The 26,104-nt window shown below is 49.6% G+C and carries 18 protein-coding genes and 1 tRNA gene; 16 read left to right on the top strand and 3 right to left on the bottom strand.

Features of this window, described 5'->3' with window-relative positions; all coding sequences use genetic code 11:
• Nucleotides 1-29: 29 nt before the first annotated feature.
• Entirely contained in the window at nt 30-4,274 is a 4,245-nt protein-coding gene (locus LAJLEIBI_RS07895) for a 2-hydroxyacyl-CoA dehydratase (protein WP_006444153.1), read from the bottom strand.
• A gap of 223 nt (nt 4,275-4,497) precedes the next feature.
• On the opposite strand from LAJLEIBI_RS07895, the gene LAJLEIBI_RS07900 reads away from it, so the two are divergent.
• The 7 genes from LAJLEIBI_RS07900 (at nt 4,498) to LAJLEIBI_RS07930 (ending at nt 11,524) form a co-directional block, all read left to right on the top strand.
• Nucleotides 4,498-5,367 carry a rhomboid family intramembrane serine protease gene (locus LAJLEIBI_RS07900; RefSeq protein ID WP_040435231.1) on the top strand — a complete coding sequence of 290 codons (870 nt, stop codon included), beginning with the start codon at nt 4,498-4,500 and terminating at the stop codon, nt 5,365-5,367.
• Between the two features lie 32 nt (nt 5,368-5,399).
• Nucleotides 5,400-6,836, top strand: a complete 1,437-nt coding sequence (pyk, locus tag LAJLEIBI_RS07905; protein WP_040435233.1) for a pyruvate kinase — start codon at nt 5,400-5,402, stop codon at nt 6,834-6,836.
• Between the two features lie 249 nt (nt 6,837-7,085).
• Nucleotides 7,086-8,567, top strand: a complete 1,482-nt coding sequence (locus tag LAJLEIBI_RS07910) for a hypothetical protein (protein WP_147570395.1) — start codon at nt 7,086-7,088, stop codon at nt 8,565-8,567.
• A gap of 114 nt (nt 8,568-8,681) precedes the next feature.
• On the top strand, nt 8,682-9,398 hold the full coding sequence (locus LAJLEIBI_RS07915; RefSeq protein ID WP_040435236.1) for a TrmB family transcriptional regulator: 717 nt from the start codon (nt 8,682-8,684) through the stop codon (nt 9,396-9,398).
• Nucleotides 9,395-10,672 (top strand): diaminopimelate decarboxylase, encoded by a 1,278-nt coding sequence (locus tag LAJLEIBI_RS07920; protein ID WP_006444158.1) that lies wholly within the window; start codon nt 9,395-9,397, stop codon nt 10,670-10,672. Before LAJLEIBI_RS07915 ends, LAJLEIBI_RS07920 begins: the two co-directional genes overlap by 4 nt.
• Before the next feature lie 65 nt (nt 10,673-10,737).
• Nucleotides 10,738-11,376 carry a hypothetical protein gene (locus LAJLEIBI_RS07925; RefSeq protein WP_227055195.1) on the top strand — a complete coding sequence of 213 codons (639 nt, stop codon included), beginning with the start codon at nt 10,738-10,740 and terminating at the stop codon, nt 11,374-11,376.
• A 65-nt stretch (nt 11,377-11,441) separates the two neighbouring features.
• Nucleotides 11,442-11,524, top strand: a tRNA-Leu gene (locus tag LAJLEIBI_RS07930).
• 250 nt (nt 11,525-11,774) lie between these two features.
• On the opposite strand, the gene LAJLEIBI_RS07935 is transcribed toward LAJLEIBI_RS07930, so the two are convergent.
• Entirely contained in the window at nt 11,775-15,008 is a 3,234-nt protein-coding gene (locus LAJLEIBI_RS07935; protein WP_006444161.1) for a DUF6273 domain-containing protein, read from the bottom strand.
• 160 nt (nt 15,009-15,168) lie between these two features.
• Here LAJLEIBI_RS07935 and LAJLEIBI_RS18685 point away from each other — a divergent pair, with 160 nt between their 5' ends.
• The 4 genes from LAJLEIBI_RS18685 to LAJLEIBI_RS07950 all read left to right on the top strand — a co-directional run bounded on the left by LAJLEIBI_RS18685 (nt 15,169) and on the right by LAJLEIBI_RS07950 (nt 17,736).
• A complete protein-coding gene (locus LAJLEIBI_RS18685) occupies nt 15,169-15,303 on the top strand; it encodes a hypothetical protein (protein WP_279230151.1) in 135 nt (44 codons plus the stop codon).
• 94 nt (nt 15,304-15,397) lie between these two features.
• Nucleotides 15,398-15,913: a hypothetical protein gene (locus tag LAJLEIBI_RS07940; RefSeq protein ID WP_006444163.1), complete on the top strand. Its 516-nt coding sequence runs from the start codon at nt 15,398-15,400 to the stop codon at nt 15,911-15,913.
• 163 nt (nt 15,914-16,076) lie between these two features.
• The gene (locus LAJLEIBI_RS18690) at nt 16,077-16,967 is read left to right on the top strand and encodes a collagen-like domain-containing protein (RefSeq protein WP_050765526.1); all 891 of its coding nucleotides are present in this window, start codon (nt 16,077-16,079) and stop codon (nt 16,965-16,967) included.
• A 139-nt stretch (nt 16,968-17,106) separates the two neighbouring features.
• Nucleotides 17,107-17,736 (top strand): CatB-related O-acetyltransferase, encoded by a 630-nt coding sequence (locus tag LAJLEIBI_RS07950; RefSeq protein ID WP_006444165.1) that lies wholly within the window; start codon nt 17,107-17,109, stop codon nt 17,734-17,736.
• Nucleotides 17,737-17,804: 68 nt separating this feature from the next.
• Here the strand turns inward: LAJLEIBI_RS07950 and LAJLEIBI_RS07955 are convergent, their stop codons facing one another.
• Nucleotides 17,805-20,081 (bottom strand): bifunctional diguanylate cyclase/phosphodiesterase, encoded by a 2,277-nt coding sequence (locus LAJLEIBI_RS07955; RefSeq protein WP_006444166.1) that lies wholly within the window; start codon nt 20,079-20,081, stop codon nt 17,805-17,807.
• A gap of 252 nt (nt 20,082-20,333) precedes the next feature.
• Between LAJLEIBI_RS07955 and polA the strand changes: the two genes are divergently transcribed.
• From polA to LAJLEIBI_RS07980, 5 genes are read left to right on the top strand one after another with little or no spacing between them, the layout of a single operon-like run.
• Nucleotides 20,334-22,949, top strand: coding sequence for a DNA polymerase I (gene polA, locus LAJLEIBI_RS07960; RefSeq protein ID WP_006444168.1), 2,616 nt, complete (start codon nt 20,334-20,336; stop codon nt 22,947-22,949).
• A gap of 15 nt (nt 22,950-22,964) precedes the next feature.
• Complete coding sequence (gene coaE / locus LAJLEIBI_RS07965) at nt 22,965-23,558, top strand: dephospho-CoA kinase (protein WP_006444169.1); 594 nt, start codon at nt 22,965-22,967, stop codon at nt 23,556-23,558.
• 51 nt (nt 23,559-23,609) lie between these two features.
• Entirely contained in the window at nt 23,610-24,407 is a 798-nt protein-coding gene (locus tag LAJLEIBI_RS07970) for an MBL fold metallo-hydrolase (RefSeq protein ID WP_006444170.1), read from the top strand.
• A gap of 18 nt (nt 24,408-24,425) precedes the next feature.
• Nucleotides 24,426-24,698 (top strand): ACT domain-containing protein, encoded by a 273-nt coding sequence (locus LAJLEIBI_RS07975; protein ID WP_006444171.1) that lies wholly within the window; start codon nt 24,426-24,428, stop codon nt 24,696-24,698.
• Between the two features lie 30 nt (nt 24,699-24,728).
• Nucleotides 24,729-26,093 (top strand): PFL family protein, encoded by a 1,365-nt coding sequence (locus tag LAJLEIBI_RS07980; RefSeq protein WP_006444172.1) that lies wholly within the window; start codon nt 24,729-24,731, stop codon nt 26,091-26,093.
• Nucleotides 26,094-26,104: the final 11 nt, after the last annotated feature.

Below are 26,104 nucleotides of genomic sequence, written 5' to 3' on the forward strand. Positions count from 1 at the left end.
GTTTTTTAATTTCTGCCGTGATCCGGCTATTACCCCTCCATATTCTTATTGGCGGTCGACAGCATCAGTTTGATGCGGTTCAGCTGGTTGACCTCGCTGGCGCCGGGGTCAAAGTCAATGGCGACTACATTGGACTTCGGATACCGTCTGCGCAGCTCCTTTATGACACCTTTGCCCACAACGTGATTCGGCAGGCAGGCAAAGGGCTGTGTACATACAATGTTGGATGCGCCGCTGTGGATCAGTTCCAGCATCTCACCGGTGAGGAACCATCCCTCCCCTGTCTGGTTGCCGAGGGAGACGATCTCAGATGCCATGCGTCCAAGGTCCTCGATATGCGCGGGCGGGTCAAAATGTCTGCTGGCTCTGAAGGCCTCTGTCGCCGGGGCACGGAACCACTCCAGCACTTTGATGCCGAGATTGCCCATTGTCGCTTTGGACTTCTTAAATCCAAGATGTGATACCTTGAAATTCTGGTTGTAGAAGCAGTAGAGCAAAAAGTCGAGCAGATCCGGTACCACGGCCTCAGCGCCTTCATTTTCCAGAAGATCCACAAGATGGTTATTGGCAGCCGGAAGGAACTTCACAAGTATCTCCCCGACGACACCGACTCTCGGCTTCTTCACATCAAGTAATTCTATGTTGTTGTCAAAATCTTCAATGATCTCCCTGCACAGCTTTTTGAACCTGCGTCTGGAAGGATATCCGGCCGATACAAATTCAGCACACACCTTTACCCATTTCCTGTGCATAGCGTTTACGGAACCGGGAACCGCCTCATACGGGCGCAGTCTGTATACGCATTTCATAAAGATATCTCCAAATATGGCAGCGTATACGCCGCGCAGCGCGAGGGCGGGAGTGATCTTAAATCCCGGGTTTCCTTCCAGCCCGCTTAAGTTGATGGAAATGACCGGAATATGGGAATATCCGGCTTTCTTAAGAGCCCTGCGGATAAAGCCGATGTAATTGGAGGCACGGCACCCGCCTCCGGTCTGGCTGATGATGACCGCCAACTTGTCGGTGTCATATTTCCCGGAAAGGATCGCTTCCATGATCTGTCCGACGACCATAAGAGAAGGATAACAAGCATCGTTATTGACATACTTCAGTCCAACATCTACTGCCTGTTTGTTGTCGTTGGGCAGTACGTCTACCTTATATCCGGAAGCGCGGAATGCCGGTTCAAGCAGCTCAAAGTGCATAGGTGACATCTGAGGGCAGAGGATCGTATAATCGCTGCGCATCTCTTTTGTGAACGGCACCTTTTCGATCGCCGAGGAAGTGACGGTGCGCTTCGTGCTTCGCTGTTCTCTGACGCGGATGGCGGCAAGAAGTGAACGTACACGGATCCTTGCGGCTCCGAGGTTATTTACCTCATCGATCTTAAGAGAAGTGTATATTTTATCAGAATCCGTCAGTATATCGGCCACCTGGTCGGTTGTGACGGCGTCCAGCCCGCAGCCGAAGGAATTCAGCTGTATGAGATCCAGATTGTCTACTGTTTTCACATAGTTGGCCGCCGCGTACAGTCTTGAATGATACATCCACTGGTCCATGACATTGAGCGGACGCTCCACCGGGTTTAAGTGGGAGATGGCATCTTCGGTGAGCACGGCGATATTATAAGAATTAATGAGTTCCGGCAGACCGTGGTTGACTTCCGGGTCAATGTGGTAGGGGCGTCCCGCCAGGACGATGCCCCGGTTTCCGGTCTCCTTCAGGAACTTGAGCGTTTCCTCACCTTTACGTCTCATATCATCCCTGCATGCCTCCAGTTCCTGCCACGCTTCATGGACGGCCGCTTTGATATCGTCCTCCAGGATAGAGAACTTTTTGGCCAGTTCCTCTGTCAGGCGGTGAGCCAGGGCAGCTTCATCTGCAAAAGATATAAATGGATGTATGAAATCTACTTCCCCGTTGGCAATGGCATCAATATTGTTCTTGATGTTTTCCGGATAGGATGTAACGATCGGACAGTTATAGTGATTGTTGGCGTCTGCAAACTCATTGCGCTCATAGGGGATGGACGGGTAGAAAATATGCTCAATGCCCTCGTCGATGAGCCACTGAATGTGTCCGTGAGCCAGTTTGGCAGGGTAGCATTCAGATTCGCTCGGAATGGATTCGATCCCAAGCTCATATATTTTGCGGGTGGAGGCAGGCGTCAGCACGACCCTGAATCCAAGCTTTGTGAAAAAGGTAAACCAGAACGGATAATTCTCATACATGTTCAGTACGCGGGGAATACCGATGATACCGCGGACTGCCTCTTCATCGCTGAGCGGAGTGTAGTCAAAGTAGCGTCTCGTCTTATAATCAAACAGGTTCGGCAGCTTGTTTTCGTTCTTTTCCTTGCCAAGTCCGCGTTCGCAGCGGTTGCCGGTGATAAACTTGCGTCCGCCGCTGAAATGATTGACAGTAAGCCGGCAGTTGTTTGTACAGCGTTTACATTTTGTCATGGTTGTCCGGTATTCCAGGGCATTGATGTCCTCAATGGAGAGCATGGTCGTTCCTTCGCAGTCTATGTAACGTTCCCGCGCGATCAGGGCAGCGCCGAAGGCGCCCATGATCCCTGCGATGTCAGGACGTATGGCGCGGCAGCCGGCAATTTTCTCAAAGCTTCTAAGGACCGCATTGTTGTAGAAGGTACCCCCCTGAACGACAATGTGGCTGCCGAGCTCTGCAGCACTTGACACTTTAATGACTTTAAACAGAGCGTTCTTGATAACAGAATAGGCGAGTCCCGCGGAGATATCGGCCACTTCGGCCCCCTCCTTCTGTGCCTGCTTTACCTTTGAATTCATGAATACGGTGCACCGTGTGCCGAGATCGATCGGATTTCTGGCAAAAAGGGCCTCATGCGCGAAGTCTTCCACCGTATAGTTCAGTGATTTGGCAAACGTCTCAATAAAAGAACCGCAGCCGGAAGAGCACGCTTCATTGAGCTGTACACTGTCCACGGTCTGGTTCTTGATCTTGATGCATTTCATGTCCTGTCCGCCGATGTCGAGGATACAGTCTACATCCGGCTCAAAGAACGAGGCGGCATAATAGTGTGAGACTGTTTCTACCTCCCCCTCATCCAGCAGAAGGGCAGCCTTGATCAATGCTTCCCCGTATCCGGTGGAGCAGGAATGTACGATCTCAACGTCTTCCGGCAGCTGGCTGTAAATGTCTTTTATGGCAGAGATAGTTGTCCCGAGCGGATCTCCTTCATTGTTGTGGTAAAAAGAGTAGAGCAGGGTGCCGTCTTCGCCTACAAGGGCGGCTTTGGTAGTTGTGGAACCGGCGTCGATACCGAGGAATGCTTTGCCTTTATAAGTTGCAAGGTCCTTGACCGGAACCTGATGCTTTTCATGGCGTTCCTTGAATTCCAGATAGTCCGCCTCACTGGAAAAGAGAGGCTCCATTCGGTCGACTTCAAACTCCATCTTTATCTTGCCTGCAAGGCGGTTCTGCATCTCCTGGATCGGTATGTCCAGATCCTTTTTGGAACTGAGTGCCGAGCCGATGGCGGCAAAAAGGTGCGAATGCTTCGGTGCGATCGTATGCTCGTCATCGAGCTTCAGCGTGCGCACAAACGCTTCCTTAAGCTCAGACAGGAAGTGAAGCGGACCGCCAAGAAAAGCCACGTGGCCTCGTATCGGCTTACCGCATGCGAGACCGCTGATCGTCTGGTTTACAACTGCCTGAAAGATGGAGGCAGCCAGGTCTTCTTTGGAAGCCCCTTCATTGATAAGAGGCTGTATGTCAGATTTTGCAAATACGCCGCAGCGGGCAGCTATGGAATATAAAGCTTTGTAATCTTTCGCATACTCATTCAGCCCCGAAGCGTCTGTCTGCAGGAGGGAAGCCATCTGGTCGATGAAAGAACCCGTACCTCCTGCGCAGACACCGTTCATACGCTGCTCCACGTTGCCGTGCTCAAAATAAATGATCTTAGCGTCTTCTCCGCCGAGCTCGATAGCCACGTCTGTCTGCGGGGCGTAGTCCTGCAGGGAGGTTGATACGGCGATGACCTCCTGCACGAAAGGAACTGCAAGGTGCTTGGCAAGCGTAAGCCCGCCGGAACCGGTAATGACCGGCGACACCTGGATCGGTCCCAGTTTATAGACCGCTCTTCCGAGAAGATCGGAGAGGGTTTCCTGAATATTGGCAAAGTGTCTTTCATAGTCCGAGAAGACAACGTCGCCGGCTTCGTCCAAAACGGCAATTTTTACCGTGGTTGAGCCGATATCAATACCCAATGTATATAATTCTTTATGACTCATGATATGTACTCCTTATACTGGAAAAATATGTATTACTTCTTATTAAATGTAGTAAGCTATTTACAACTTGTAACATTATACGACAAAAAATGCGAAAAGACAATTCACAAAAGTAATAGATTTATAAAATTGCTGTTAAACTTCATAGGTATAAATTGACAAACAGACTATGAAACGGTAGAATGTCTACAGTGTCTAACATATGAAAGCAGGGAGTAAATATATGAATTGGTTGAATAAACTTGAGCGGAAATTCGGCAGATATGCCATTCCGAATCTGATGTATTATATTATTATCTTATATGGGGCAGGCTTCGTGCTCAATCTTCTGAATCCTCAGTTTTATTATCAATATCTGAGCCTGAATGCGGAGGCCATTCTGCACGGACAAGTGTGGAGGATCCTGACGTTTATCATTCAGCCGCCTTCAAAAAGCATTATATTTGTTGTGTTTGCGCTTTACCTGTATTATCTGATCGGCAGGCAGCTTGAGATGGCGTGGGGGGCGTTCCGTTTTAACCTGTATTTTTTTGCGGGGATGCTGTTCCATGTGATCGCCGCGATTCTGGCATACTTACTGACAGGATTATCCCTGCCTCTTGACGTATGGTATCTGAATCTGTCTCTGTTTTTTGCATTCGCCGCGCTGTATCCGGACGTACAGTTTCTGCTGTTCTTCATTATACCGGTGAAGGTAAAGTGGCTGGCATGGCTGGACGGGGCTTACTTTATCTGGGCGGTTGTCCAGGCGTTCCTGCCGTCTTACGGCGGAGGTGTTTACGGCATTTATTATAAGGCAAATGCACTCGCCGCGGCAGTTTCTCTTCTCAATTTTGTCATCTTTTTCCTCGGTTCGCGGAACATGAAGCCTTATTCTCCGAAGCAGGTGAAAAGGAAGAAAGAATTTTATAAAAAAGTACAGCAGGCGAGAAGGCCGGATAACGTATATGAAAACGGAGCGAGACACAAATGTGCGGTATGCGGCAGGACAGAGCTCGACGACCCGAATCTGGAGTTCAGATACTGTTCCAAATGCAGCGGCAATTACGAATACTGCCAGGATCATCTGTTTACGCACACACATGTAAAGTAATAGTGAAAGAGAGAATATAGAGAGGTATGACTATGAAGAAAACGAAAATAATCTGTACTATGGGACCAAATACGAATGATGCAGGTCTGATGAGAAGGCTTGTTCAAAACGGCATGGACATTGCGCGTTTTAACTTTTCCCACGGCGACCACGAAGAGCAGAAGTCCAGAATGGATATGCTCAAGAAGATCCGGGAAGAAGAGAAAAAACCCATCGCCATTCTGCTTGATACGAAAGGTCCCGAGATACGTACTGGAGTATTAAAAGGCGGTAAAAAAGTCACTCTGAATGCCGGCGATAAATTCGTACTGACGACAAAAGAAATAGATGGGGACGCGGCAGGAGTATCCATTACATATGGGGGGCTTGTGGAGGACGTCCAGATCGGAAAGAAAATTCTCATCGATGACGGTCTCATAGAGCTGACCGTGCGCGAAAAGACAGATACGGATATCATCTGTACGGTAGACAACGGCGGCGAGCTTGGAGAACGCAAAGGGGTCAATGTGCCGAATGTGCCGATACGTCTTCCGGCCATTACGCAAAAGGATAAAGAGGATATTAAATTCGGCGTTGAGCAGGAAGTGGACTTTATCGCGGCGTCATTTGTAAGAAATGCGGAATGCATCCTGGAGATCAGGGCATGGCTCAAAGAGTGCGGTTCTCCGTATATCCCGATCATCGCCAAGATCGAAAATGCCGAGGGGATCAAAAATATTGAAGAGATCATACGGTGTGCGGACGGTGTTATGGTAGCCCGCGGCGATCTCGGTGTGGAGATACCGGCTGAGGAAGTACCTTATCTGCAGAAGATGCTTATACAGAAATGCAATGATTATTATAAACCTGTCATCACCGCCACGCAGATGCTGGACTCCATGATCCGCAACCCGCGCCCGACAAGAGCGGAGGTGACCGACGTTGCGAACGCGGTATATGACGGCACCGATGCCGTGATGCTCTCCGGCGAGACGGCGCAGGGGAAATATCCGCTGGAAGCGCTCCAGATGATGGTGCACATTGTGGAGAATACGGAGGAGCACCTTGACTACGAGGTGATTCTGGAGAAGGCGGCGGAACATAAGAGAAAGGGCATTTCCAGCGCCATCGGTTACGCGTCGGTAGCGGCGGCGGACAATCTCGGTGCAAAATGTATCGTGACTCCGTCTGTTTCCGGCGCTACGGCGAGAGTAGTATCAAAGTTCAAGCCAAAGGCAGACATTATAGGTGTGACCCCGAATGAGTCGACACTGAGAAGAATGCAGATATACTGGGGTGTGAGACCGTATAAATCCATTGAGTTCAATACGACGGAGGATATCCTGACAGGCGCCATCGAACTGATAAGCGCCAAGCAGGTGGTAGAGCCGGGAGACATTATTGTGCTGACGGCAGGAATACCGTCTCCAAATATAAAGCGGTCAAAAGAAGGCGTCAGCAATATGATGCGAATAGCGGTTATAGATTAGTTAGAGGGCACAGGTATTTCTGTGCCCTTTTTAATGTTAAGGCAAGGATCCAGGGTGAACTTTGAGAAAAAGTGGAGGCCGAATATGTACGATTATAAAGAAAAAAACAAAGACAGGGCGGAAAGAAAAAGGCATTTAAATGTAAATGCAGGTACATCAGAGTCGGGGCAAACGATACAAAGACATACAGCAGTGCCGGGCACAGACTTCAGGAAGTCGGCCCCAGGGCCCGATGGGAAGCGGCATATAATGGTAAAGAAGAATGAAGCAGCAACCATCTATATTCGGAACGACTGCCCCTTTATTCCTGCTGAGTTCCGTCCTCTTGGCATATCTGTGATGGGAAGTATTATCGATCCGGAGGACAGCCGGTCAATTTATAATGTTTTTGTGCAGGGACCTGTGCCGGAGTCTGATATCCAAATACGTCATTTAGATAACATGGTAAAAAAGGCGGGAGGACGGGAACGTACGAATGAGGAACAAGTGCATGCGGCAGAACGGCTTGAGCTTCAGAAGAGTTATCTTACCGAGGCGATCCGTGCGGTCGATTCTTTGGATTTGATGATCGATGCTCTGATAAGCGGCGACACTAAAATACAAGCTCCAGTGGTGTACCAGGATATAGACACAATTTTGAAAGGACTGACCGCTCATCATATGTCAGCTGACCCTGAACAGCGCATTACCGCAGCTGCCCTGGGAATGGACATACTGTATGCGGTTTATGCCATGAAAGAAATTCTGGAGAAAATATGGCCGAAATTAGTACAGTATGTAAAGCCTGAAGTTGGGCCTCCTTACGAAATTCTTTCACAGAGGCAGAAAAATGATTGCAGACTGATCATGGATGTGGTCCGCAGTGAATTAGAACTGCGCATGTCGCAGGTGACAATGGAATGTCTGTATATCCCGTTTAAGCCCGAGTTCCCGACAGGATGCGCCATGTCAGCCAATAAGCGGAGCATATTGCTCAGCGGCGGCGCCGACATTTGTGAAGCGGCGGATTTCAGCATAAGCCCTGGGAGCCCGCTGAATGAGGAAATTGGATGGAAAGGGCACCTGGCTACGAGGATCAATGTGGATCCTATTACGAGAGACTCTTTATTTATTGAAGATGCTGTCGGTAAATCACTGATAGATAATGAAGCTTCAAATGCGCATTGGTATGCGAACCTATATGGGATACAGGAGGACAGGGTAAAAACGGAGCCGGACGCAAACATTAAGTCACTTATGCAGCCAAAACCGCAGTGTATCTTCAATAGACTGAGTTATGAGTTCAGATCAAATTACTTTAGAATGACAGGAATCAGGCCAGGAGAGTCATGGAAAATAGATTACTTAAGGAGTAGAGAAGGGCAGAAGAGAAAAAAGCTGGGCACACTTTATATACATATTACATCTGATTTCATGTTTGGTTATGACTTTAATAATACATCTTCGGGTGAGAGTTTTTTTGCATTTGATTTTTCCGATTTTCTGCGGGAAACAGCGGATTCTGTGATCGACGGACTGATACTGCAGCAACAGGCAGTTGCGGCATACCGCCGGGAGCAGGGGAGTTTTGGGATAGGAAAGCGGCACTCTGATTTAAAGACACAGATGAATAGACAGTATATTTTGAACACAAAGACAGAAGATTTTGCTGATTGCTCAGAAATATATCTGTTTGGGCTGGAGGATATCAGTCTGCCGGAGCCGGTTATGGAGCCGGAGGATATCTGTTAATAAGATTTTTATATGGAATCTTGTTTTTATATAAATTTTAATATTGACAGAAAAAATGGAATGTACTATAGTGTTCCTATGGAGAACTACTAGAAGAAAGTGAAGGACAAAATGATGGAAAGTACGACATTTGTGGAGCGTCTGCTGGAGTTTGGTCTTACGAGGCAGGAGGCCGCCATCTACCAGTGCCTTTTGGGCGAAGGCAAGACGACAGGGTATGAGGTGGCTAAGTTAATAGGAATTTCCAGATCCAATGCATATAATTCTCTGGCCAGCCTTACGGAGAAAGGCGGGGCGTATCTGGTGGAAGAAGGTACTACGAGAAAGTACGTGCCGGTGCCGCTCAGAGAGTTCTGTAAAAACCATCTGAGGATGCTTGAGGAATCCAGAAACTGGCTCATATCCCATCTGCCCACGGAAAAGAGCAGTGCGGAAGGATATATAACGATAGAAGGAGCCCGCCATATACTTGATAAGATGAAGAACCTGCTTGCCCAGGCGGAGAGCAGAGTGTACATATCATGTACGAGAAATTATCTGCTCCTTTTTGTGCGTGAACTGGAGGACCTTGTCGCTGCCCGCAGGAAGGTAGTGATCATCACGGACCGTCCGGTCCATCTTGCCAATGTGAAGGTATATCTCGGAGAGGACAGAGGGATGCAGATAGGACTTATTACAGATTCAAAGTATGTACTCACAGGAGAATATGGGGAAGGGAGCCTGAACACGTGCCTGTATTCCGGTCAGAAGAATTTTGTGGAGCTGTACAAGAGAGCTCTGGGAAATGAGATAAAATTACTTGCGTTACGGGAGGAGAACAGAGAATCATGAAAAAAGAAACATTTGTGACAAAAGAGCAGTTGGACGAGATCATCAAAGACTATCCGACGCCGTTTCATTTATATGATGAGAAAGGAATACGCAGGAATATGCAGGCACTGCGGGATGCGTTTTCATGGAATAAAGGATACAAAGAATATTTTGCCGTAAAGGCGACTCCAAATCCGTACCTTATCGATATACTCAGAGAGTATGGCTGCGGCTGCGACTGTTCCTCTTATACGGAACTTATGCTGTCTGAGGCGGTAGGAGCGACAGGGGACGACATCATGTTTTCCTCAAATGATACACCGGCGGAAGAGTTCATATACGCGGAGAAGCTGGGGGCGATCATCAACCTGGATGATATTACACATATAGAGTTTCTGGAGGAGACGATCGGTTATATCCCGAAGACGATCAGCTGCCGTTATAATCCGGGAGGACTGTTTAAGATCAGTAATGACATCATGGATAATCCGGGCGACTCCAAATACGGTATGACGACAGAGCAGCTGTTTGAAGCGTTTAAGATATTAAAGTCCAAAGGGGCCGAGGAATTTGGAATTCATGCATTTCTTGCCAGCAACACGGTGACGAACGAATATTATCCGATGCTTGCCAAGATATTATTTGAAGAAGCCGTCCGGCTTCAGAAGGAGACAGGCGTACACATTAAGTTCATCAACCTTTCGGGAGGAATCGGCATCCCCTACACGCCGGATCAGGAACCGAATGATATAAGGATCATCGGGGACGGTGTGCGGCGCGTATATGAAGAAGTCCTCGTCCCGGCAGGAATGGGAGATGTGGAGATATATACAGAACTCGGACGTTTTATGCTCGGTCCATATGGATGTCTTGTGACAGAGGCGATCCACGAAAAGCACACACACAAAGAGTACATCGGTGTGGATGCCTGCGCTGTGAATCTCATGCGCCCGGCAATGTACGGAGCATATCACCATGTAACTGTGATGGGCAGGGAGGACTGCCCATGTGACCACAAGTATGATGTTGTCGGTTCCCTCTGCGAGAATAATGATAAATTTGCGATCGACCGTATGCTCCCTAAAGTTGAGATGGGTGACATTCTCGTGATCCACGATACGGGGGCCCATGGCTTCTCCATGGGGTACAATTATAACGGCAAACTGAAATCAGCGGAACTTCTATTGAAAGAAGACGGGAGCGCGCAGCTTATAAGACGCGCAGAGACACCGGCCGATTACTTTGCAACCTTTGACTGCTTTGATATCGGTAAGAAACTGCTGAATATGAGATGAAAATTGCTTTTTCCGGGGTGCTGATATATAATGGTATCATTAATACTTTATGTAGGAGGGTAACAATGATGAAAACTAAGAAAAAGAGCCTGCTTGCGCTTTTGCTCGTACTTGTTATGGTATTACTGAGCGGCTGCCAGGGCATGTCCAAGGAAGATGCAAAGGCGTACGCCCAGTCGGTGCTGGACGCCCAATACAAAGGTGAGTTCAAAGCTTACATGGAGCAGACGGATACCACGGAGAAGGAAGCGAAAGAAATGTATGAGGGCAATCTGGACGAGCTCCTTGCAGACGCCGGGATTGATGAGTCTACCTTATCTGAGGACATGGTCAAAAATTACAGAGATCTTTTCCTTGAGGTCGGTAAGCAGGTGAATTATAAGCTTGGCGACGCCAAGGAAGCGGATGATGATTCCTTTACTGTCGATGTAAAGATTAAGCCGCTGAATGCGTTTGAAGGGCTTGACGATGAGGTGCTCAGCGCAGTGCAGGCAGAACTTGGCGATGCGGACGAGATTCCGAGCGAGGATAAGATCAATGAGATGGTCTATGGCAAGATGTACGATATTCTTTCAGAAAAAATCGCCAATCCGACTTACGGAGATGAGCAGGTCGTGACTATCCATGTGAAGCCGGACAAAGACGGTGTTTATTATATTCCGGACGATGATTTGACCGCATTGGACAATGCATCACTTTTATAAAAAAATTATTGTAATTATCGAAACAATATGATACAATAAATCTCGGCTTGGAAAAGCCGGGATGAGCGGATGTGGCGGAATGGCAGACGCACAAGACTCAAAATCTTGCGGGGGCGACCTCGTGTGGGTTCAAGTCCCACCATCCGCAGTTAACTTAAAACACCGGATACTGTGATACCAACGGTTTCCGGTGTTTTTTTGTTTGTCAGGCCCTGCGCCAGACAAACAAAAATGGGTGAAGGAATCTCATCCCTTCACCCTACAGCCGCAGAAAAAACCGTTGCTGAAGCCGGTAAATAAATCTTGCAGACGAAGTTGGGCACTTTCGTCTGACGCCTATATTCTGCCCGTGTGTATCCAAGACCAAAAGCTGGATACTTCATGTGCGCTCCTCCCTTTTAATCCTTTGTGTTTCTTTTCCGATAGAGCAGCAGGAGGGCGCAGCCTGCAAGGACCGACAGCATTGTCAGCAGCCAGGGCAGCAGATTCGCCGTATCGCCGGTCTGCGAAGCGGTGGAAGCGTTGATGGCGGCCGTACCGCTGGGCGGAACCGCCACCGCGAAGGGAGACAGGCTGAAAAATGAGCCTTTTGCCACGCCGTTCTCCACCTTGACAGTCCGGCGCTCCAGCACCTTGTCCTTGCAGTGGATCATCAACACTTCCCGGCCGTTGTGTTTGCTGCCCACGGGAATCTCCACAATGAGGCCGCCGATATATTTGCCGGAGGACAGGCTGATGTCGTGCAGCACGATCAGCCCGCCTCCGTTCTGTCTCTCGCGGATATCGCCGCACGCCGCGTAGGAGCCTTTTTCATGCAGGCTGCTCTTTTTCACTGCCAGAACCGCGTTGCTGGTGAAAGAGCCGCTCACCTTCACGCGTGTAATGGGATCCGTGAGCGTGCGGTAGGAATAGGTTGGGCCGCTGACCGGCGTCCACTTGGCGTACAGGGTCACATCGCCATTGATGGGCGTCGTTTTCGTATATTGGATGCCTGCTCCGTTTTGCCCGGTGAACCAGCCACCAAAGGTATTTCCGCTCTTGAAAGGGGTGTCGGGCCACTCGCTGCCTACTGTCTGGTTCGGCTGGATGCCGGGCACCTCCTTGACTGTCGTGCTGCCGCTGATAAAGGTGACGGTATAGGTGGCGGCAGGGGTGTTCTCCTTGACCGTAAGGGGAATATTCACCGGTCTGCTGGCGTAATCGGTCTTCTTACCGCCGCTTAACTGCTCATTGTACACCTGCAAGGTATAGAGCGCCGGCGGCAGGTCAGCGGGGATGGAAAGAAGAGCGCTGCCGCTTTCTTTGTCGGACAGCTTGGCATAGTGGGTCACCTTTCCGCTTTCGTCCGCCAGCACACAGGAAACCACCTTGCCGCCGCCGATTTTTGCGCCTGCAAAGGTAATCTCCACCGTATCGCCGGGGCTTACCGTCTTTTCCCCGGCGTCGGCGTTCGTCAGGCTCAGATTACCGGTATCATTGTCCAAAATCGTCAATTTCCAATCCCCTGCCGGCGCGCCTGCGTCTATGAAGCCGTCGCCCACGTTCACGGATTTGCCGCCCTCGGCGGCGGATGGGAAGAGTACAGAGGACAGCCTCAGCTTGAAAGCGGGGCGAATGGCGGTCGGAGAAGTCGTGATTTTGCTCCACCCCGTACCACCGTCTGCGTTCACCATATGGGCGAAGAGAGACGATTCACTCAGGGGCGTTCTCAGGCTCCATTCCGAACTGTCGGATGGTCTCGCATAAATGCGCGCGCGCCTGTCCGCATGCCCACTGGGGAAATACTTCTCATTCTCGGCTTCACTGCGGGAGAGCAGCCAGAAAAAGTCGCCGTCATTATCCGCTGTAACCGTTTCTGTTGCCACGCCATCTTTATCATATACTCTTTGCTTATTGATAGCCGAAAGCTCCGCTGCCGTGAAGTTGTTCAGAAATTCCCGGCTGGTAGACATAACAGCAGCATCACCGTTCAGCCAGCTCCGAATATCGGAGGTCGCATAATTATTACCGCCATCAGGATAAGTGAACATTCGATAAGCGGGAAAAAACTCCGGCATCATCATCAATTCCCCGTTACTGTTGTCAAGTACCCGCCACAGGATTTGATCGGTATACTCACCGTCCCGATTTCCGTGATCGTCTTTATCGGTTCTTTGAACATCTCCGAAGTAGATATGCTGGTAGGCGGTGGGGATCGCCACCTCCAGCGGAATATCCTTTGGCGTGCTGGCGTAATCGGTCTGTTTGTCGCCGCCTAATTGCTCGTTGTATACCCGCAGGGTATAGCTGCCTGCCGGCAGGTCGGCGGGAATGGTAATGGAGGCGCTGCCGCTTTCTTTGTCGGACAGCCTTGCATAGTGGGTCACATTTCCGTCACTGTCGAGCAACACACAGGAAACTACTTTATCGCCGCCGGTTTTCGCGCCTTCAAAGGTAATCTTCGCCGCAGTGCCGGGGATTACATTTTCCGTATCAACGTAGGCACGCGTCAGATTCAGGTTATCTGTATCACTGTCCAAAATCGTCAATTTCCAGTCCCCCGCCGGTGTGCCTGCGTCTATGAAACCGTCGCCCACATTCACGGATTTGCCGCCTACGGCGGCGGATGGGAAGAGCACAGAAGACAGCCTCAGCTTGAAGGCGGGACGAACGCCAAAGTAGTTGCTGATAGATTCGCCGTCATCATCGACGCCGCCGTCAAGGTTGACATACGCCGCATTGTTGTATTTGCTGCCGCCGGGCGAACGGAGCCACCAATTTGCACCCTTTGAAGGATCGGCATATACTGGAGCCCTCCTGTCCGCGTTACCACCGGAGAACCACGTGCCCTTAACTTCCTCACTGGAGGGCAGCCAGAAATAGTCGCCGGAAGCGTCGGACGTCACACTTGCCGCAGCCTCGCCGGTTCCGCTGTCGAAAGCCCGCTGCCTGTTAATAGCAGCCAACTCCGCATCTGTGAAGTTACCCAAAAACTCGCGGGTGTTGCCGGTTACGGTTCTGCCGGTCAGCCAGCGCCGGATGTCGGAATCCCGATAGTTATTATTGCCGGCAGCGGGCGCGAATCTTCTCCAGGCCGGATAATATTCCGCCAGCAGTACCATTTCACTGCTGCTGTTTTCCAGCACCCGCCACAGGATCTGGTCGGAATATTCGCCGTCTCTGTTACCGTTCATAACATCGGTTTTCACCACGCCGCCAAAATAGATGTGCCGGCAGGCGGGGGTCGTGCCACCTTCTGTCCCCTTCACACCGCCAGGGATTCCAATATCCGATGTCGGTGCGGCAGCATCGGCACTTACTGAGCACAAGTTGCAGCTATGGGTGCATGGGCTGCCGGCCACCGCCTTTGAAAAGCCGCATCCGCTGTCATGCACATGGGCCGCCTCCACCGCGCATGGCACGGCGTCCTGGGTCTTGTCCCAGCCGCAAGTGTCGTCGTGCTGGTGAGCAAAGGTGCAGGGCAGTGCGTCTTTTGCCTCCGCGTAGCCACAGGTGTCATCATGCGCCGTGTGCGCAGGACAGTGCGAGGGCGAGTCGTCCGTGCCTTCGGCAGACACGGCGGCCGGCATGAGCGGGTACAGCATCATCACCGCCAGCAGCAGTGCCCAAAAACTTTTCCTCATTTTTTTCATATAGATTCCCCCTTTGTTTGTACGTCCAAAACTGTTTCAATCTGCCGCGTCTCTCACAGGTAAAAAGCCGTCCCTGTGGAAGAACTGCCGGCGTCCTGCTGTATCCTGCTTGATAGATAAAAATAGTATATCACACCGAAATGGAAACTGGAACAGAGGAATGAATAAGAAAAAAGTTGACGCTTTTTTTCTCGTGTGTTATACGATTGTTGTGACGCTGTATGTGCAGATCAACGGAGGGATATCAGGAAACGGCGGTGCAGGAGAGCCTGGGAACAGGCTCTCTTTTTGGTAAAAATGATTTTGTGACAATATAGGATAAAGCGTGAATTAAAACTTTAAAGTTTTTTTAATTATGATAACCTTATTGATCATAGGAGGGAAAAACCATGTATTGTTATGATCATAAAAGGAAAGATATAAGATGTAATACGGGAATCTGTGTGAAGAAGATGAATGTAATCCAACGCGTGGGAGCAGCTTATGCAGGAATTGCCCGGAGTGTGCATTATAACACTCCGCGGGATGAGTCACATGTAAAGGGGAGTGCGTTATTAGATGACCGGATAAGAACTTCAGTCATACATCCGGAAAATTTGTATGATCATATTTCAGATAGCGGGGCAAATGGAGCAATGTTTTACTTCAGTATTTTGTGCACGGATCACGCAAATTATAATACTTTAGTGCAGGCAGTAAACAGGGCTCAGCAAGTCGCGGATGCGCACCGGGGAAATAAATTCTATCAAAGGCCATTGGAAGATGCGAGGGCGCGTTTGAGGGCGATAGTTAACCGCTATTTATCTATTCATGCATATGCAGACGTAGAATCAGGCGTATTGATACTTGACACTGCTTATATTAGTGATCGCCGGCCTTACGGGGGAAAAATATGGGGAATCTGACTGCGGCCAGAGCAGAAGTATATTAGGTGTTGTAAAATTCACAATTCACAGATTTCGCGGTATTTCATTTATTGAAAATATATGAAAAAAATTAAAAGTGTCCCTCTATGTCCCTGTGTGAACTGTTAAGATGCATTTACAAAAACATAAGGAGGAACACAAAATGGAAGAAAACAAGAATTTTATACCGGAGATCTATATCGGTGAAAACGGCAACTGGTTTATCAACAACTATGATACAGGAGTCAAAGCAAGAGGGGATGACGGCATTACGCCGCACATCGGGGCGAACGGCAACTGGTTTCTCGGTGACACTGACACAGGTGTAGAGGCCACCGGCCCCAAAGGAGACAAAGGTGATCCCGGTCCGGCAGGCCCTCAGGGTCTGACAGGAGCTGCAGGCCCACAGGGGGCTACGGGACCTCAGGGACTGACAGGCCCGCAGGGCCCGACAGGAGCCACAGGCCCGCAGGGCGCTACAGGTCCAAAAGGCGACACCGGAGCCGCCGGTCCTCAGGGGCCAATCGGGGCGGCAGGACCTAAAGGTGATCCGGGAGCCGCCGGTGTGCAGGGACCTGCAGGAGCAGCCGGCCCCCAGGGGCCAAAGGGAGAAAAAGGCGACACCGGAGCTGTCGGTCCGGCAGGCCCGAAAGGCGATAAAGGAGAGCAGGGCCCGGCAGGTCCGGTGCATATCGCAAACAACCTGATTACAGATACAGAAGGGTTTGCGCTTGACGCGCGGCAGGGCAGAGAGCTGAATGAAGAGCTGCAGGCCATAAGCGGCCGGGTGAACAGTGGTGTGCTTAATATCGGTTCCTATCTGAAGCCGTCTAATGATATTCTGGCGGAAGCGTTAAATACAGAATATATGTTTTCGCTCATTTCATCCGGAGAATTTACGACGAATGTACCGAATACGTATTACAGATACACGCTCGGTATTGTGCTGAGGCGCAAGAGTGACCAGATCACGGTCATTTTGTTTGGGCGTGACAATGGATTGGCCACAAACAGATGGGACGGCACGAGCTGGAGCGGCTGGAAAATAAGGTAATTATTTACATATATTGAGTTTCGGCGTCTCACGGTGTATAATTCTTTTATACTTAAAAAAGGGGTGTTTTCATTGAAGCGCTGTATTGCAATGACTGGAATAGTTTAAGAGGATACATTAAAATGAAGGAGGACTTCACATGACTATTCCAGAGAAACTCATATATCCACGTACGGGGGACAAAGCGACCATATATTTGAAGAATGTAATCAGCAGCCCCAATATAATGGTTGGAGATTACACGATGTACAATGATTTTGTCCAGGACCCGGTTCTGTTCGAGAAGAACAACGTTTTATACCACTATCCGATCAATCACGATAAGCTCGTGATCGGCAAGTTCTGTTCCATTGCGTGCGGCGCCCGCTTCCTTTTTAACAGCGCCAACCACAGAATGAATGCATTGTCAACGTATCCGTTTCCGCTCTTCTTTGAGGAGTGGGGACTGGACCAGAAAGATGTCACTGATTCGTGGGACAACAAAGGCGATATCGTTGTCGGAAATGATGTGTGGATCGGATATGAAGCTGTCATTCTGGCAGGCGTCACGATAGGCGACGGAGCGATCATCGGGACACGGGCGCTTGTGACGAAAGATGTGCCGCCCTACACGGTAGTAGGAGGCGTGCCCGCAAGACCGATAAAGAAGCGCTTTTCTGATGAAACAGTCTCTGAACTGCTGGAAATCAAGTGGTGGGACTGGCCGAAAGAGAAGATTGCAGATAATATAGAGGCAATTAAATCAGGCAGCATAGAAAAGTTGAGATGAACAGCATATGATGCCGGCAGATAATGTGACCCGGACCGTCTTCCCAGTATGGAAGACGGTCCGGGTTATTATGTTGCGGTATTATGCTGCGGACTGCCAATTTCGGATACAGTCTGTAAAAAAATGTCGGCCGGCACAGGCTTTGAAAAATAGTAACCTTGTCCAATGTCACAGGAGAGCGACTTTAAAAATTCAAGCTGTTGTTTTGTCTCGATCCCCTCAGCTACCGTTGCGGCGCAAAGATCCTTCGCCAGATGGATGACATTGCGGATGATCGCTTCGCCTCTTGTCGTATCTGACTGGGTGGAGAGGAATTCCCTGTCCAGCTTGATCTCATCAACATCCAGTTCCCTCAGTGTATTGAGGGAAGAGTAACCGCTTCCGAAATCGTCCATGGATATTTTGAATCCCATCCCGTGGAGTCTGGCGATCACATCTTTGATCTGCTCCAGGTTGTTCATGGCGACTGTTTCCGTCACCTCCAGAAGAATGAGAGAAGGGTCGATCTCGTAGTGGCGGACGATCTGTTCCAGCTTGTTCAGGTATTTTGCGTCGTAAAAAAAGATTCTCGACTGGTTTACCGCCACCGGTACGGCGGCATACCCCTTATCCCGCCAGCCGGCCAGACAGCGGCACGCTTCTTCCAGCATGTACATATCCAGTCTTGTAATGAACCCGTTCTGTTCAAACACCGGGATGAATTCGTCCGGATAAAGCATCTTCCCGTCGCCGGGCATCCAGCGCACGAGCGCCTCGGCACTGTGGAGAACGCCGTCTTTTAATGAAAACTTCGGCTGAAGGTACATGACAAATTCGCGGCGTTCCAACGCACTCCACATTCTGTTTTCTATTTCTGTTCTCCTGGCGGCTTTTTCGTGCAGAGCACTGTCATAGAAAGCGATGGAATCCATTTCATTTCCCTTCACGCTCTCAAGCGCGAGCAGCGCGCCGTTCATAACAGTGTCAAAATCTGCATTCACGTCGGACATACCGTTCTTTTCTATGATCATCACGCCGAAGTTGCAGAGAATGTGGTAGTCCTGATTGCTGTTCAGCCGGAATTTGTGGATCTGTTCCTGGATCATTTTAAGACGCACGCTTAACTTTTCCCGGCTGCGGTATTTCAGGAGCATGCCAAACTGGTCCGCATTATCGCGGTAGCACAGTTCGTGTTCCCGGACATTTTCTGCGAGCACTGCGGCAATATGGCGCAGGAGCATGTTGCCGGCATCGTAGCCATAGAATTCATTCACAAATTTAAAGCCGTTGATATTCAGAAGCACCATGGCATAATGGCCGGATTCTTTTATGAGCCGCTGCATTTCAAGAATGAATTTATTACGGTTGTCGGAGCCGGTGAGAACATCTGTGTAGGCAAGCCTGGCTATTTCCTCTCTGCTTTTTCTGATCACACGGTATATGTAGATAAAGAGAATGGTGAACAAGGCGGTGATACAGAGCATAATCACAGCAAAAACGGTCATAAGCGTGCCGAAATTTTCGCTCAGGTAGTCCTGTGGTACGACACAGAACAAGTTCCAGTCGTTGATTCCAAGCGGTACGATGGTAGTCCAGTATTTTTCATTTTTATACTCAAAGGTAGAGAAGGAGCTTCGGCCTGCTTTGGCAGACTTTTGTATGTATTCCTTATCCTCGGGCGAAACGGTCCCCTCATCAAAGATATTGCCGATATTATCCTGGATCACGGCATGGGAAGAGCGTATGACGAAATCGCCGTTGCTGCGGATAATGTGTGTATATGCGTTCCCTCCAAACAGCTTCTGTTCAATGATAGAAGAGAAACCAGATGCGCTTGTTGTGGCAGTCAAAGCACCGATGACAGCGCCGTCCTGATACACGGGGACACTGTAACAGTTGATCTTTGCATCTGAAAACCGGTCTGTCATCGTGTCAGATACAGAATCTTCCCCTGTAAGAGCTTTGCGGACAAAAGATTCGTTGCCCACATTGACATCATAATGCTCCGTTCCGTCTGTGTCGATAAAATATCCTGTCCCGTCCGCCGTTATATAACCCATCCGCAGAAAGTCATTCTGTCTGCTTTCCGATCTGAGATGGGCCAGTATCTGTTCACGGCTGATGTCCTCGCTTTTCTCGATAAAAGTAGACAGCGCCCGAAGAGTCTGGAGGTTGCCGTCGATTTTAATGCCTATCGCGTTCTTATATTGGGATACGACTTCGTTCAGATACTGCTTCGCCTCCTGCTCCTGTGTATGCTTAAGCCCTCTGTAGGAAAAGGTACTGATGACAGCCAGTATGACTGTGATGACAATACCGAGTATCCCGGCGGCAGTTATCTGTTTGTTCAGATTTTTGGAATTCATTTGTTTCAACGTGGATTCCCTTCTTTTAAGATGAATTTTTGTATCTTATCCGGACTGATATATAGTGGCGCTATCACTTTTTGAACCGGAAGGACTTGCAATTTAAATTATATAAGATTGTTGGAAATGTGACAAGCAGTTTAGGAAAAAGAACAAACCGGACAGATAAAAGAAATAAAAGGATATGCCTTTTAAAAAATAAGACTTTGGTGTATAGTATTAAAGTAGGTTTAGCAGATTGGAGAACTATATATGGCTGAAAAGATAGTATTGATAGACGGACACAGTATACTGAACAGGGCTTTTTACGGACTTCCCGACCTTACCAATTCGGAAGGCCTTCATACAAATGCCGTCTATGGATTTCTGAATATTATGTTTAAAATATTAGATGAAGAGGCGCCGGAGTATCTTACGGTTGCCTTTGATGTGCATGCTCCCACGTTCCGTCATGAGATGTACGCGGACTATAAGGGGACGAGAAAACCGATGGCGGAAGAGCTCAGACAGCAGGTGCCGGTCATCAAAGATGTCCTGAAGGCTATGGGCATCAACATTATAGAACAGGCGGGCCTCGAGGCGGATGATCTTCTCGGGACGATATCAAAGCGCTGCGGACGGCAGGGGATGGACGTGTCTGTCATAAGCGGCGACCGGGATCTTCTGCAGCTTGCGACGAAGCGCGTGAAGATCCGTATCCCAAAGACAAAGCAGGGGAGAACGGAGATAGAAGATTACTACGCGGAGGATGTGAAGGAACGGTATCAGGTGACTCCGGAGGAATTTATTGATCTGAAAGCGCTGATGGGCGATGCCTCAGATAATATTCCGGGTGTTCCGAGCATCGGAGAGAAGACTGCGACAAAAATCATAACAGAGTATCATTCCATTGAAAATGCATATGAGCATGTGGAGGAGCTGAAGCCGCCGAGAGCTGCCAAAGCGCTGAAGGAACATTGGGATATGGCGGTTATGAGCAGGAAGCTGGCAAAGATCAATGTAGACGCAGGCGTTGCATTCAGGCTAGACGAGGCGAAGCTTGGCAATGTATTTACAGAGGAAGCCTACGGATGGTTCCAGCGGCTTCAATTTAAGAACCTGCTCGGCAGGTTTGATGTGAAAGCGCCGTCAAACTCGGTGGAAGACTGCTTCAGGGAGATCGCGTCACCGGAGGAAGCCGGGAAGATACTGGCAGAGGCCAAAAAAGCAGCCCTTGCAGGGGCGGTCATCTTTAAGGATACGAAGAACACACTGCCGCTTTTTGCGGGACAGGCAGATATCGGCGGGATCGGCCTGTGCTATGGGGCAGACAAGATATTCTGTATCCGGGCGGACGGTGATATAACGGCAGAATATCTGCTCCGCGAATTGAAGGAGGTGTCCGGCAGCGTTCAGACATTTTCCATGTTTGATATAAAAGAGTCCATGCAGTATTTTACTGTCGCAGAACCTTCCGCCTGCTTTGATGTGACGATCGCGGCATACCTTCTGAATCCGCTGAAAAACGATTATACGTATGAGGATGTGGCGCGGGAGCAGCTCGGGCTCCTGCTTGAGGATAAAGTAGAAGATCATGTGAAAGTATGCTATGAGGCGTACACGGCATATGCGTCGGTGGAACCGCTCAGACAGAAGCTTAAAGAGACACAGATGGAGCATCTGTTCACAGATATAGAGATGCCCCTTGTGTTCACGTTGTACGATATGGAACAAAACGGCGTCAGGATCGAGGCCGAAGCGCTGAAGTTTTACGGGGAGCAGCTGGGGATCAAGATCGAGGAGCTGGAAAAAGAGATCTATGAGGCTGCAGGGGAAGAATTCAATATTAATTCTCCGAAACAGCTCGGGGTCATCTTATTTGACAAGATGGGGCTGAAAGGCGGCAAGAAGACGAAGACAGGTTATTCTACGGCGGCGGATGTACTTGACAAGCTGGCTCCGGATTATCCGGTCGTGGCGCAGATACTGGAATACCGGCAGCTTACAAAGCTCAAGTCCACTTATGCGGACGGACTGTCAAATTATATCAGCGGGGACGGAAGGATCCACGGGAAATTCAACCAGACGATCACAGCCACAGGGAGGATCAGCAGTACAGAGCCGAACCTGCAGAATATCCCGGTGCGCATGGAACTTGGCAGACTGATCCGCAAAGTATTTATCCCGGAGGACGGATATGTGTTTATCGATGCGGATTATTCCCAGATAGAGCTTCGTGTGCTTGCGCACTGCTCCGGCGATGAACAGCTCATCAATGCATATAAAGAGCAGAAGGATATTCACCGCATCACCGCCTCCCAGGTGTTCCACGTCCCGTTCGGGGAAGTGACGGATCTTCAGAGGAGGAACGCGAAAGCGGTCAATTTCGGTATTGTATATGGTATCAGTTCTTTTGGCCTGAGTCAGGATTTGAGTATCACGAGAAAAGAAGCGGCCAAATATATTGACGATTATTTTAAGACTTATCCCGGCATCAAGCTGTTTCTTGATGACACGGTGGCGCACGCAAAGGAGATGGGGTATGTAGTGACGCTTTTTGGCAGGCGGCGCCCTGTGCCGGAGCTTTCCTCAAGCAACTTTATGCAGCGTTCTTTCGGAGAGCGGGTAGCCATGAACTCTCCGATACAGGGGACGGCGGCGGATATCATAAAGATAGCGATGATAGGCGTGAACAGGCGTCTCAAGGAGAAGCATATGAGATCAAGACTCGTACTGCAGGTGCACGATGAACTGCTCATAGAGGCTTATGGGCCGGAGCTTGAAGAGGTGAAGGCGATCCTGAAGGATGAGATGGAGCATGCGGCATCCCTGGAGGTACCGCTTGAAATAGATATGCATACAGGAGATAACTGGTACGAAGCAAAATAACAGAGGGATAAAAATATGAAAATTATAGGCATCACAGGCGGCGTAGGGGCAGGAAAAACACAGATACTGGAATACTTGAACGACAAATACGGTGCCACCGTATGTCAGGCCGACGAGGTGGCAAAGAAGCTGCAGAAGAAAGGAACAGACTGCCACCGGGCTATTGTTGAGCATTTCGGCGCGGACATTCTGGATCCGAAAGGAGAGCTGAACAGGGAAAAACTGGCGCAGATCATATTTACCGATAAGGAAGAGCGTGCCGTTTTGAATGGAATCGTCCATCCGGCCGTAAAAGAGGAGATACGAAAGATCATAAAGAAAGAAGAGCGGAAGCATACGAGCCTTTTTCTCCTGGAGGCGGCCCTTCTCATAGATGACCATTACGAGCAGATCTGCGATGAGATATGGTATGTCTATGTGGAGGACGCCATCCGGAAAAAACGGCTCATCTATGCGAGAGGATACGACGCGGAAAAAGTGGACGACATTATTGCGTCCCAGCTCCCAAAGGACGTTTTTCTGCGAAACAGCGACAGAGTCATCGACAACAGCGGCATTTTTGAGGAGACAAAGATACAGCTGGATGAGATGATCCGAAATCTCTGGTGATCAGGACAGATGATGTACTAATATATATAATTGACAGGAGTGTATACATACATGAGACTATGCAGCATAGCAAGCGGAAGCAGCGGGAACTGTATCTATGTGGGAGATGACAACACACATCTGCTCGTAGATACAGGAATCAGTAAAAAGAGGATAGACCAGGGCTTACATACACTGGGGATCAAAGGGGAAGAGATCGAGGGTATCCTCATCACCCATGAACATATTGACCACATACAGGGACTCGGCGTATTCAGCAGAAAATACGAAGTGCCTATCTATGCCACCGGCGGAACGATCGAAGGGATCAAATGCACGAACAGCATCGGCAGAATGCCGGAAGGACTGCTCCATGAAATAGAGGTGGACGATGAGTTTCTGCTCGGCAGCCTGAAAATACAGCCGTTTGCCATTTCACATGATGCCCGGCAGCCGTCCGGTTACCGGATAGAAGGAGACAATAAAGCGGTTGCGGTCGCCACTGACCTGGGAAAATATGACGAATACACGGTAGAGCATCTGAGAGAGCTTGACGCAGTGCTTCTTGAGGCAAACCATGACATTCACATGCTGGAGGTAGGCCCTTACCCATATCCGCTGAAACGCAGGGTGATGGGGGAAAAGGGACATCTCTCGAATGAATTGTCAGGCAGACTTCTTTGTGATATACTACATGACAATCTCAAATACGTAATGCTCGGACATCTGAGTAAAGAAAACAATTACGAAGAGCTGGCTTACGAGACGGTCAAGCTTGAGGTCAGCCTCGGGGACAATCCTTATAAAGGAGAAGATATCCCGGTGATGGTGGCAAAAAGGGATACAGTATCAGAAATCATAACAGTGTAGGAAGACAGGAGGAAGAACATGAAGAAATGTATCATTACAGTAGTCGGAAAAGACACCGTCGGTATCATTGCCAGAGTATGTACCTATCTCGCAGAGACGAACATCAATGTGCTGGACATCTCACAGACGATCGTCAACGGATATTTTAATATGATGGCAGTGGTCGATGTGACAAACGCAACGAAAGAAATTGCTGCCGTTTCAAAAGAGCTTGAGGAAGTGGGGCTTGGGATCGGCGTGACGATCCACTGTCAGAGAGAAGAGATATTTGAAAAGATGCACCGTTTATAAGCAAAGACAGAAAGGACAGGAAGACAGCCCATGATCAATATATATGAAGTCAATGAGACAAACCAGATGATCGAACAGGAGAACCTGGATGTGAGGACGATAACACTTGGCATCAGCCTTATGGATTGTATCGACTCAGATCTGGACGCGCTCAATGAAAAGATATACAGGAAGATCACATCCATGGCGGAACATCTCGTCTCAACCGGCGAGCAGATCGAGAGAGAATACGGGATACCGATCGTAAATAAAAGGATATCCGTCACACCGGCAGCGCTGGTCGGCGGCGCCGCGTGCAAGACAGAGGAGGATTTTGTCACCATCGCCCGTACGTTTGACAAAGCGGCGAAGGAAGTCGGAGTCAACTTTATCGGCGGTTATTCCGCGCTCGTATCGAAAGCGATGACAAAGAGCGACGAGGCCCTCATACGGTCCATACCGCAGGCGCTGGCGTGTACGGAACGGGTGTGCAGTTCCGTCAATGTCGGTTCAACGAGGACCGGGATCAATATGGATGCGGTGCGGCTGTGCGGAGAGATCGTAAAACAGACAGCCGAGGCCACGAAGGAAGACGATTCCATTGGCTGCGCCAAGCTTGTCATCTTCTGCAATGCGCCGGACGATAATCCGTTTATGGCGGGAGCGTTTCTCGGAGTTACAGAGGGCGACGCCGTCATCAATGTCGGAGTCAGCGGTCCAGGCGTAGTGAAGCATGCCATTGAACAGGTGCGCGGAAAAGGATTTGAAGAATTGTGCGAGACGATAAAGAAGACGGCCTTCAAGGTGACCCGTGTCGGCCAGCTTGTGGCGGGAGAGGCATCCAGGAGAATGGGGGTTCCGTTCGGTATTGTCGATCTGTCCCTGGCCCCGACACCGTCTGTGGGGGACAGCGTGGCAGAGATCCTGGAGGAGATCGGCCTGGAGCGTACAGGCGCGCCCGGAACGACCGCTGCGCTCGCCATGCTGAACGATCAGGTCAAGAAAGGCGGCGTTATGGCATCGTCCTATGTAGGCGGCTTAAGCGGCGCTTTCATACCGGTCAGTGAAGACCAGGGGATGATCGATGCGGTAAATGCAGGCGCTCTTACGCTGGAGAAGCTGGAGGCCATGACATGCGTCTGCTCGGTGGGGCTTGACATGATAGCGATTCCCGGCAAGACGAAAGCATCTACTATTTCCGGGATCATCGCGGATGAGATGGCACTCGGAATGGTCAATCAGAAGACAACGGCGGTCCGTCTCATACCGGTCATCGGCAAAGATGTCGGTGATACGGCACAATTCGGCGGTCTGCTCGGTTATGCGCCGATCATGCCGGTCAATGAATTTGACTGCAGTGTGTTTGTGAACAGGAAAGGAAGAATTCCGGCTCCGATACACAGTTTTAAAAATTAGAGAGGTAAATA

Source organism: [Clostridium] hylemonae DSM 15053 (genome assembly GCF_008281175.1).
Classification (GTDB): domain Bacteria; phylum Bacillota; class Clostridia; order Lachnospirales; family Lachnospiraceae; genus Extibacter; species Extibacter hylemonae.

Bases quoted from the DNA above. Each gene is read 5' to 3' on its own strand.
- polA (WP_006444168.1), top strand. From the start codon at position 20,334: ATGGCTGAAAAGATAGTATTGATAGACGGACACAGTATACTGAACAGG.
- pyk (WP_040435233.1), top strand. From the start codon at position 5,400: ATGAAGAAAACGAAAATAATCTGTACTATGGGACCAAATACGAATGAT.
- LAJLEIBI_RS07980 (WP_006444172.1), top strand. From the start codon at position 24,729: ATGATCAATATATATGAAGTCAATGAGACAAACCAGATGATCGAACAG.
- LAJLEIBI_RS18690 (WP_050765526.1), top strand. From the start codon at position 16,077: ATGGAAGAAAACAAGAATTTTATACCGGAGATCTATATCGGTGAAAAC.
- LAJLEIBI_RS07970 (WP_006444170.1), top strand. From the start codon at position 23,610: ATGAGACTATGCAGCATAGCAAGCGGAAGCAGCGGGAACTGTATCTAT.
- LAJLEIBI_RS07900 (WP_040435231.1), top strand. From the start codon at position 4,498: ATGAATTGGTTGAATAAACTTGAGCGGAAATTCGGCAGATATGCCATT.
- LAJLEIBI_RS07950 (WP_006444165.1), top strand. From the start codon at position 17,107: ATGACTATTCCAGAGAAACTCATATATCCACGTACGGGGGACAAAGCG.
- LAJLEIBI_RS07935 (WP_006444161.1), bottom strand. From the start codon at position 15,008: ATGAAAAAAATGAGGAAAAGTTTTTGGGCACTGCTGCTGGCGGTGATG.
- LAJLEIBI_RS18685 (WP_279230151.1), top strand. From the start codon at position 15,169: ATGAATAAGAAAAAAGTTGACGCTTTTTTTCTCGTGTGTTATACGATT.
- LAJLEIBI_RS07920 (WP_006444158.1), top strand. From the start codon at position 9,395: ATGAAAAAAGAAACATTTGTGACAAAAGAGCAGTTGGACGAGATCATC.
- LAJLEIBI_RS07925 (WP_227055195.1), top strand. From the start codon at position 10,738: ATGATGAAAACTAAGAAAAAGAGCCTGCTTGCGCTTTTGCTCGTACTT.
- coaE (WP_006444169.1), top strand. From the start codon at position 22,965: ATGAAAATTATAGGCATCACAGGCGGCGTAGGGGCAGGAAAAACACAG.
- LAJLEIBI_RS07895 (WP_006444153.1), bottom strand. From the start codon at position 4,274: ATGAGTCATAAAGAATTATATACATTGGGTATTGATATCGGCTCAACC.
- LAJLEIBI_RS07940 (WP_006444163.1), top strand. From the start codon at position 15,398: ATGTATTGTTATGATCATAAAAGGAAAGATATAAGATGTAATACGGGA.
- LAJLEIBI_RS07955 (WP_006444166.1), bottom strand. From the start codon at position 20,081: ATGAATTCCAAAAATCTGAACAAACAGATAACTGCCGCCGGGATACTC.
- LAJLEIBI_RS07910 (WP_147570395.1), top strand. From the start codon at position 7,086: ATGGTAAAGAAGAATGAAGCAGCAACCATCTATATTCGGAACGACTGC.
- LAJLEIBI_RS07975 (WP_006444171.1), top strand. From the start codon at position 24,426: ATGAAGAAATGTATCATTACAGTAGTCGGAAAAGACACCGTCGGTATC.
- LAJLEIBI_RS07915 (WP_040435236.1), top strand. From the start codon at position 8,682: ATGGAAAGTACGACATTTGTGGAGCGTCTGCTGGAGTTTGGTCTTACG.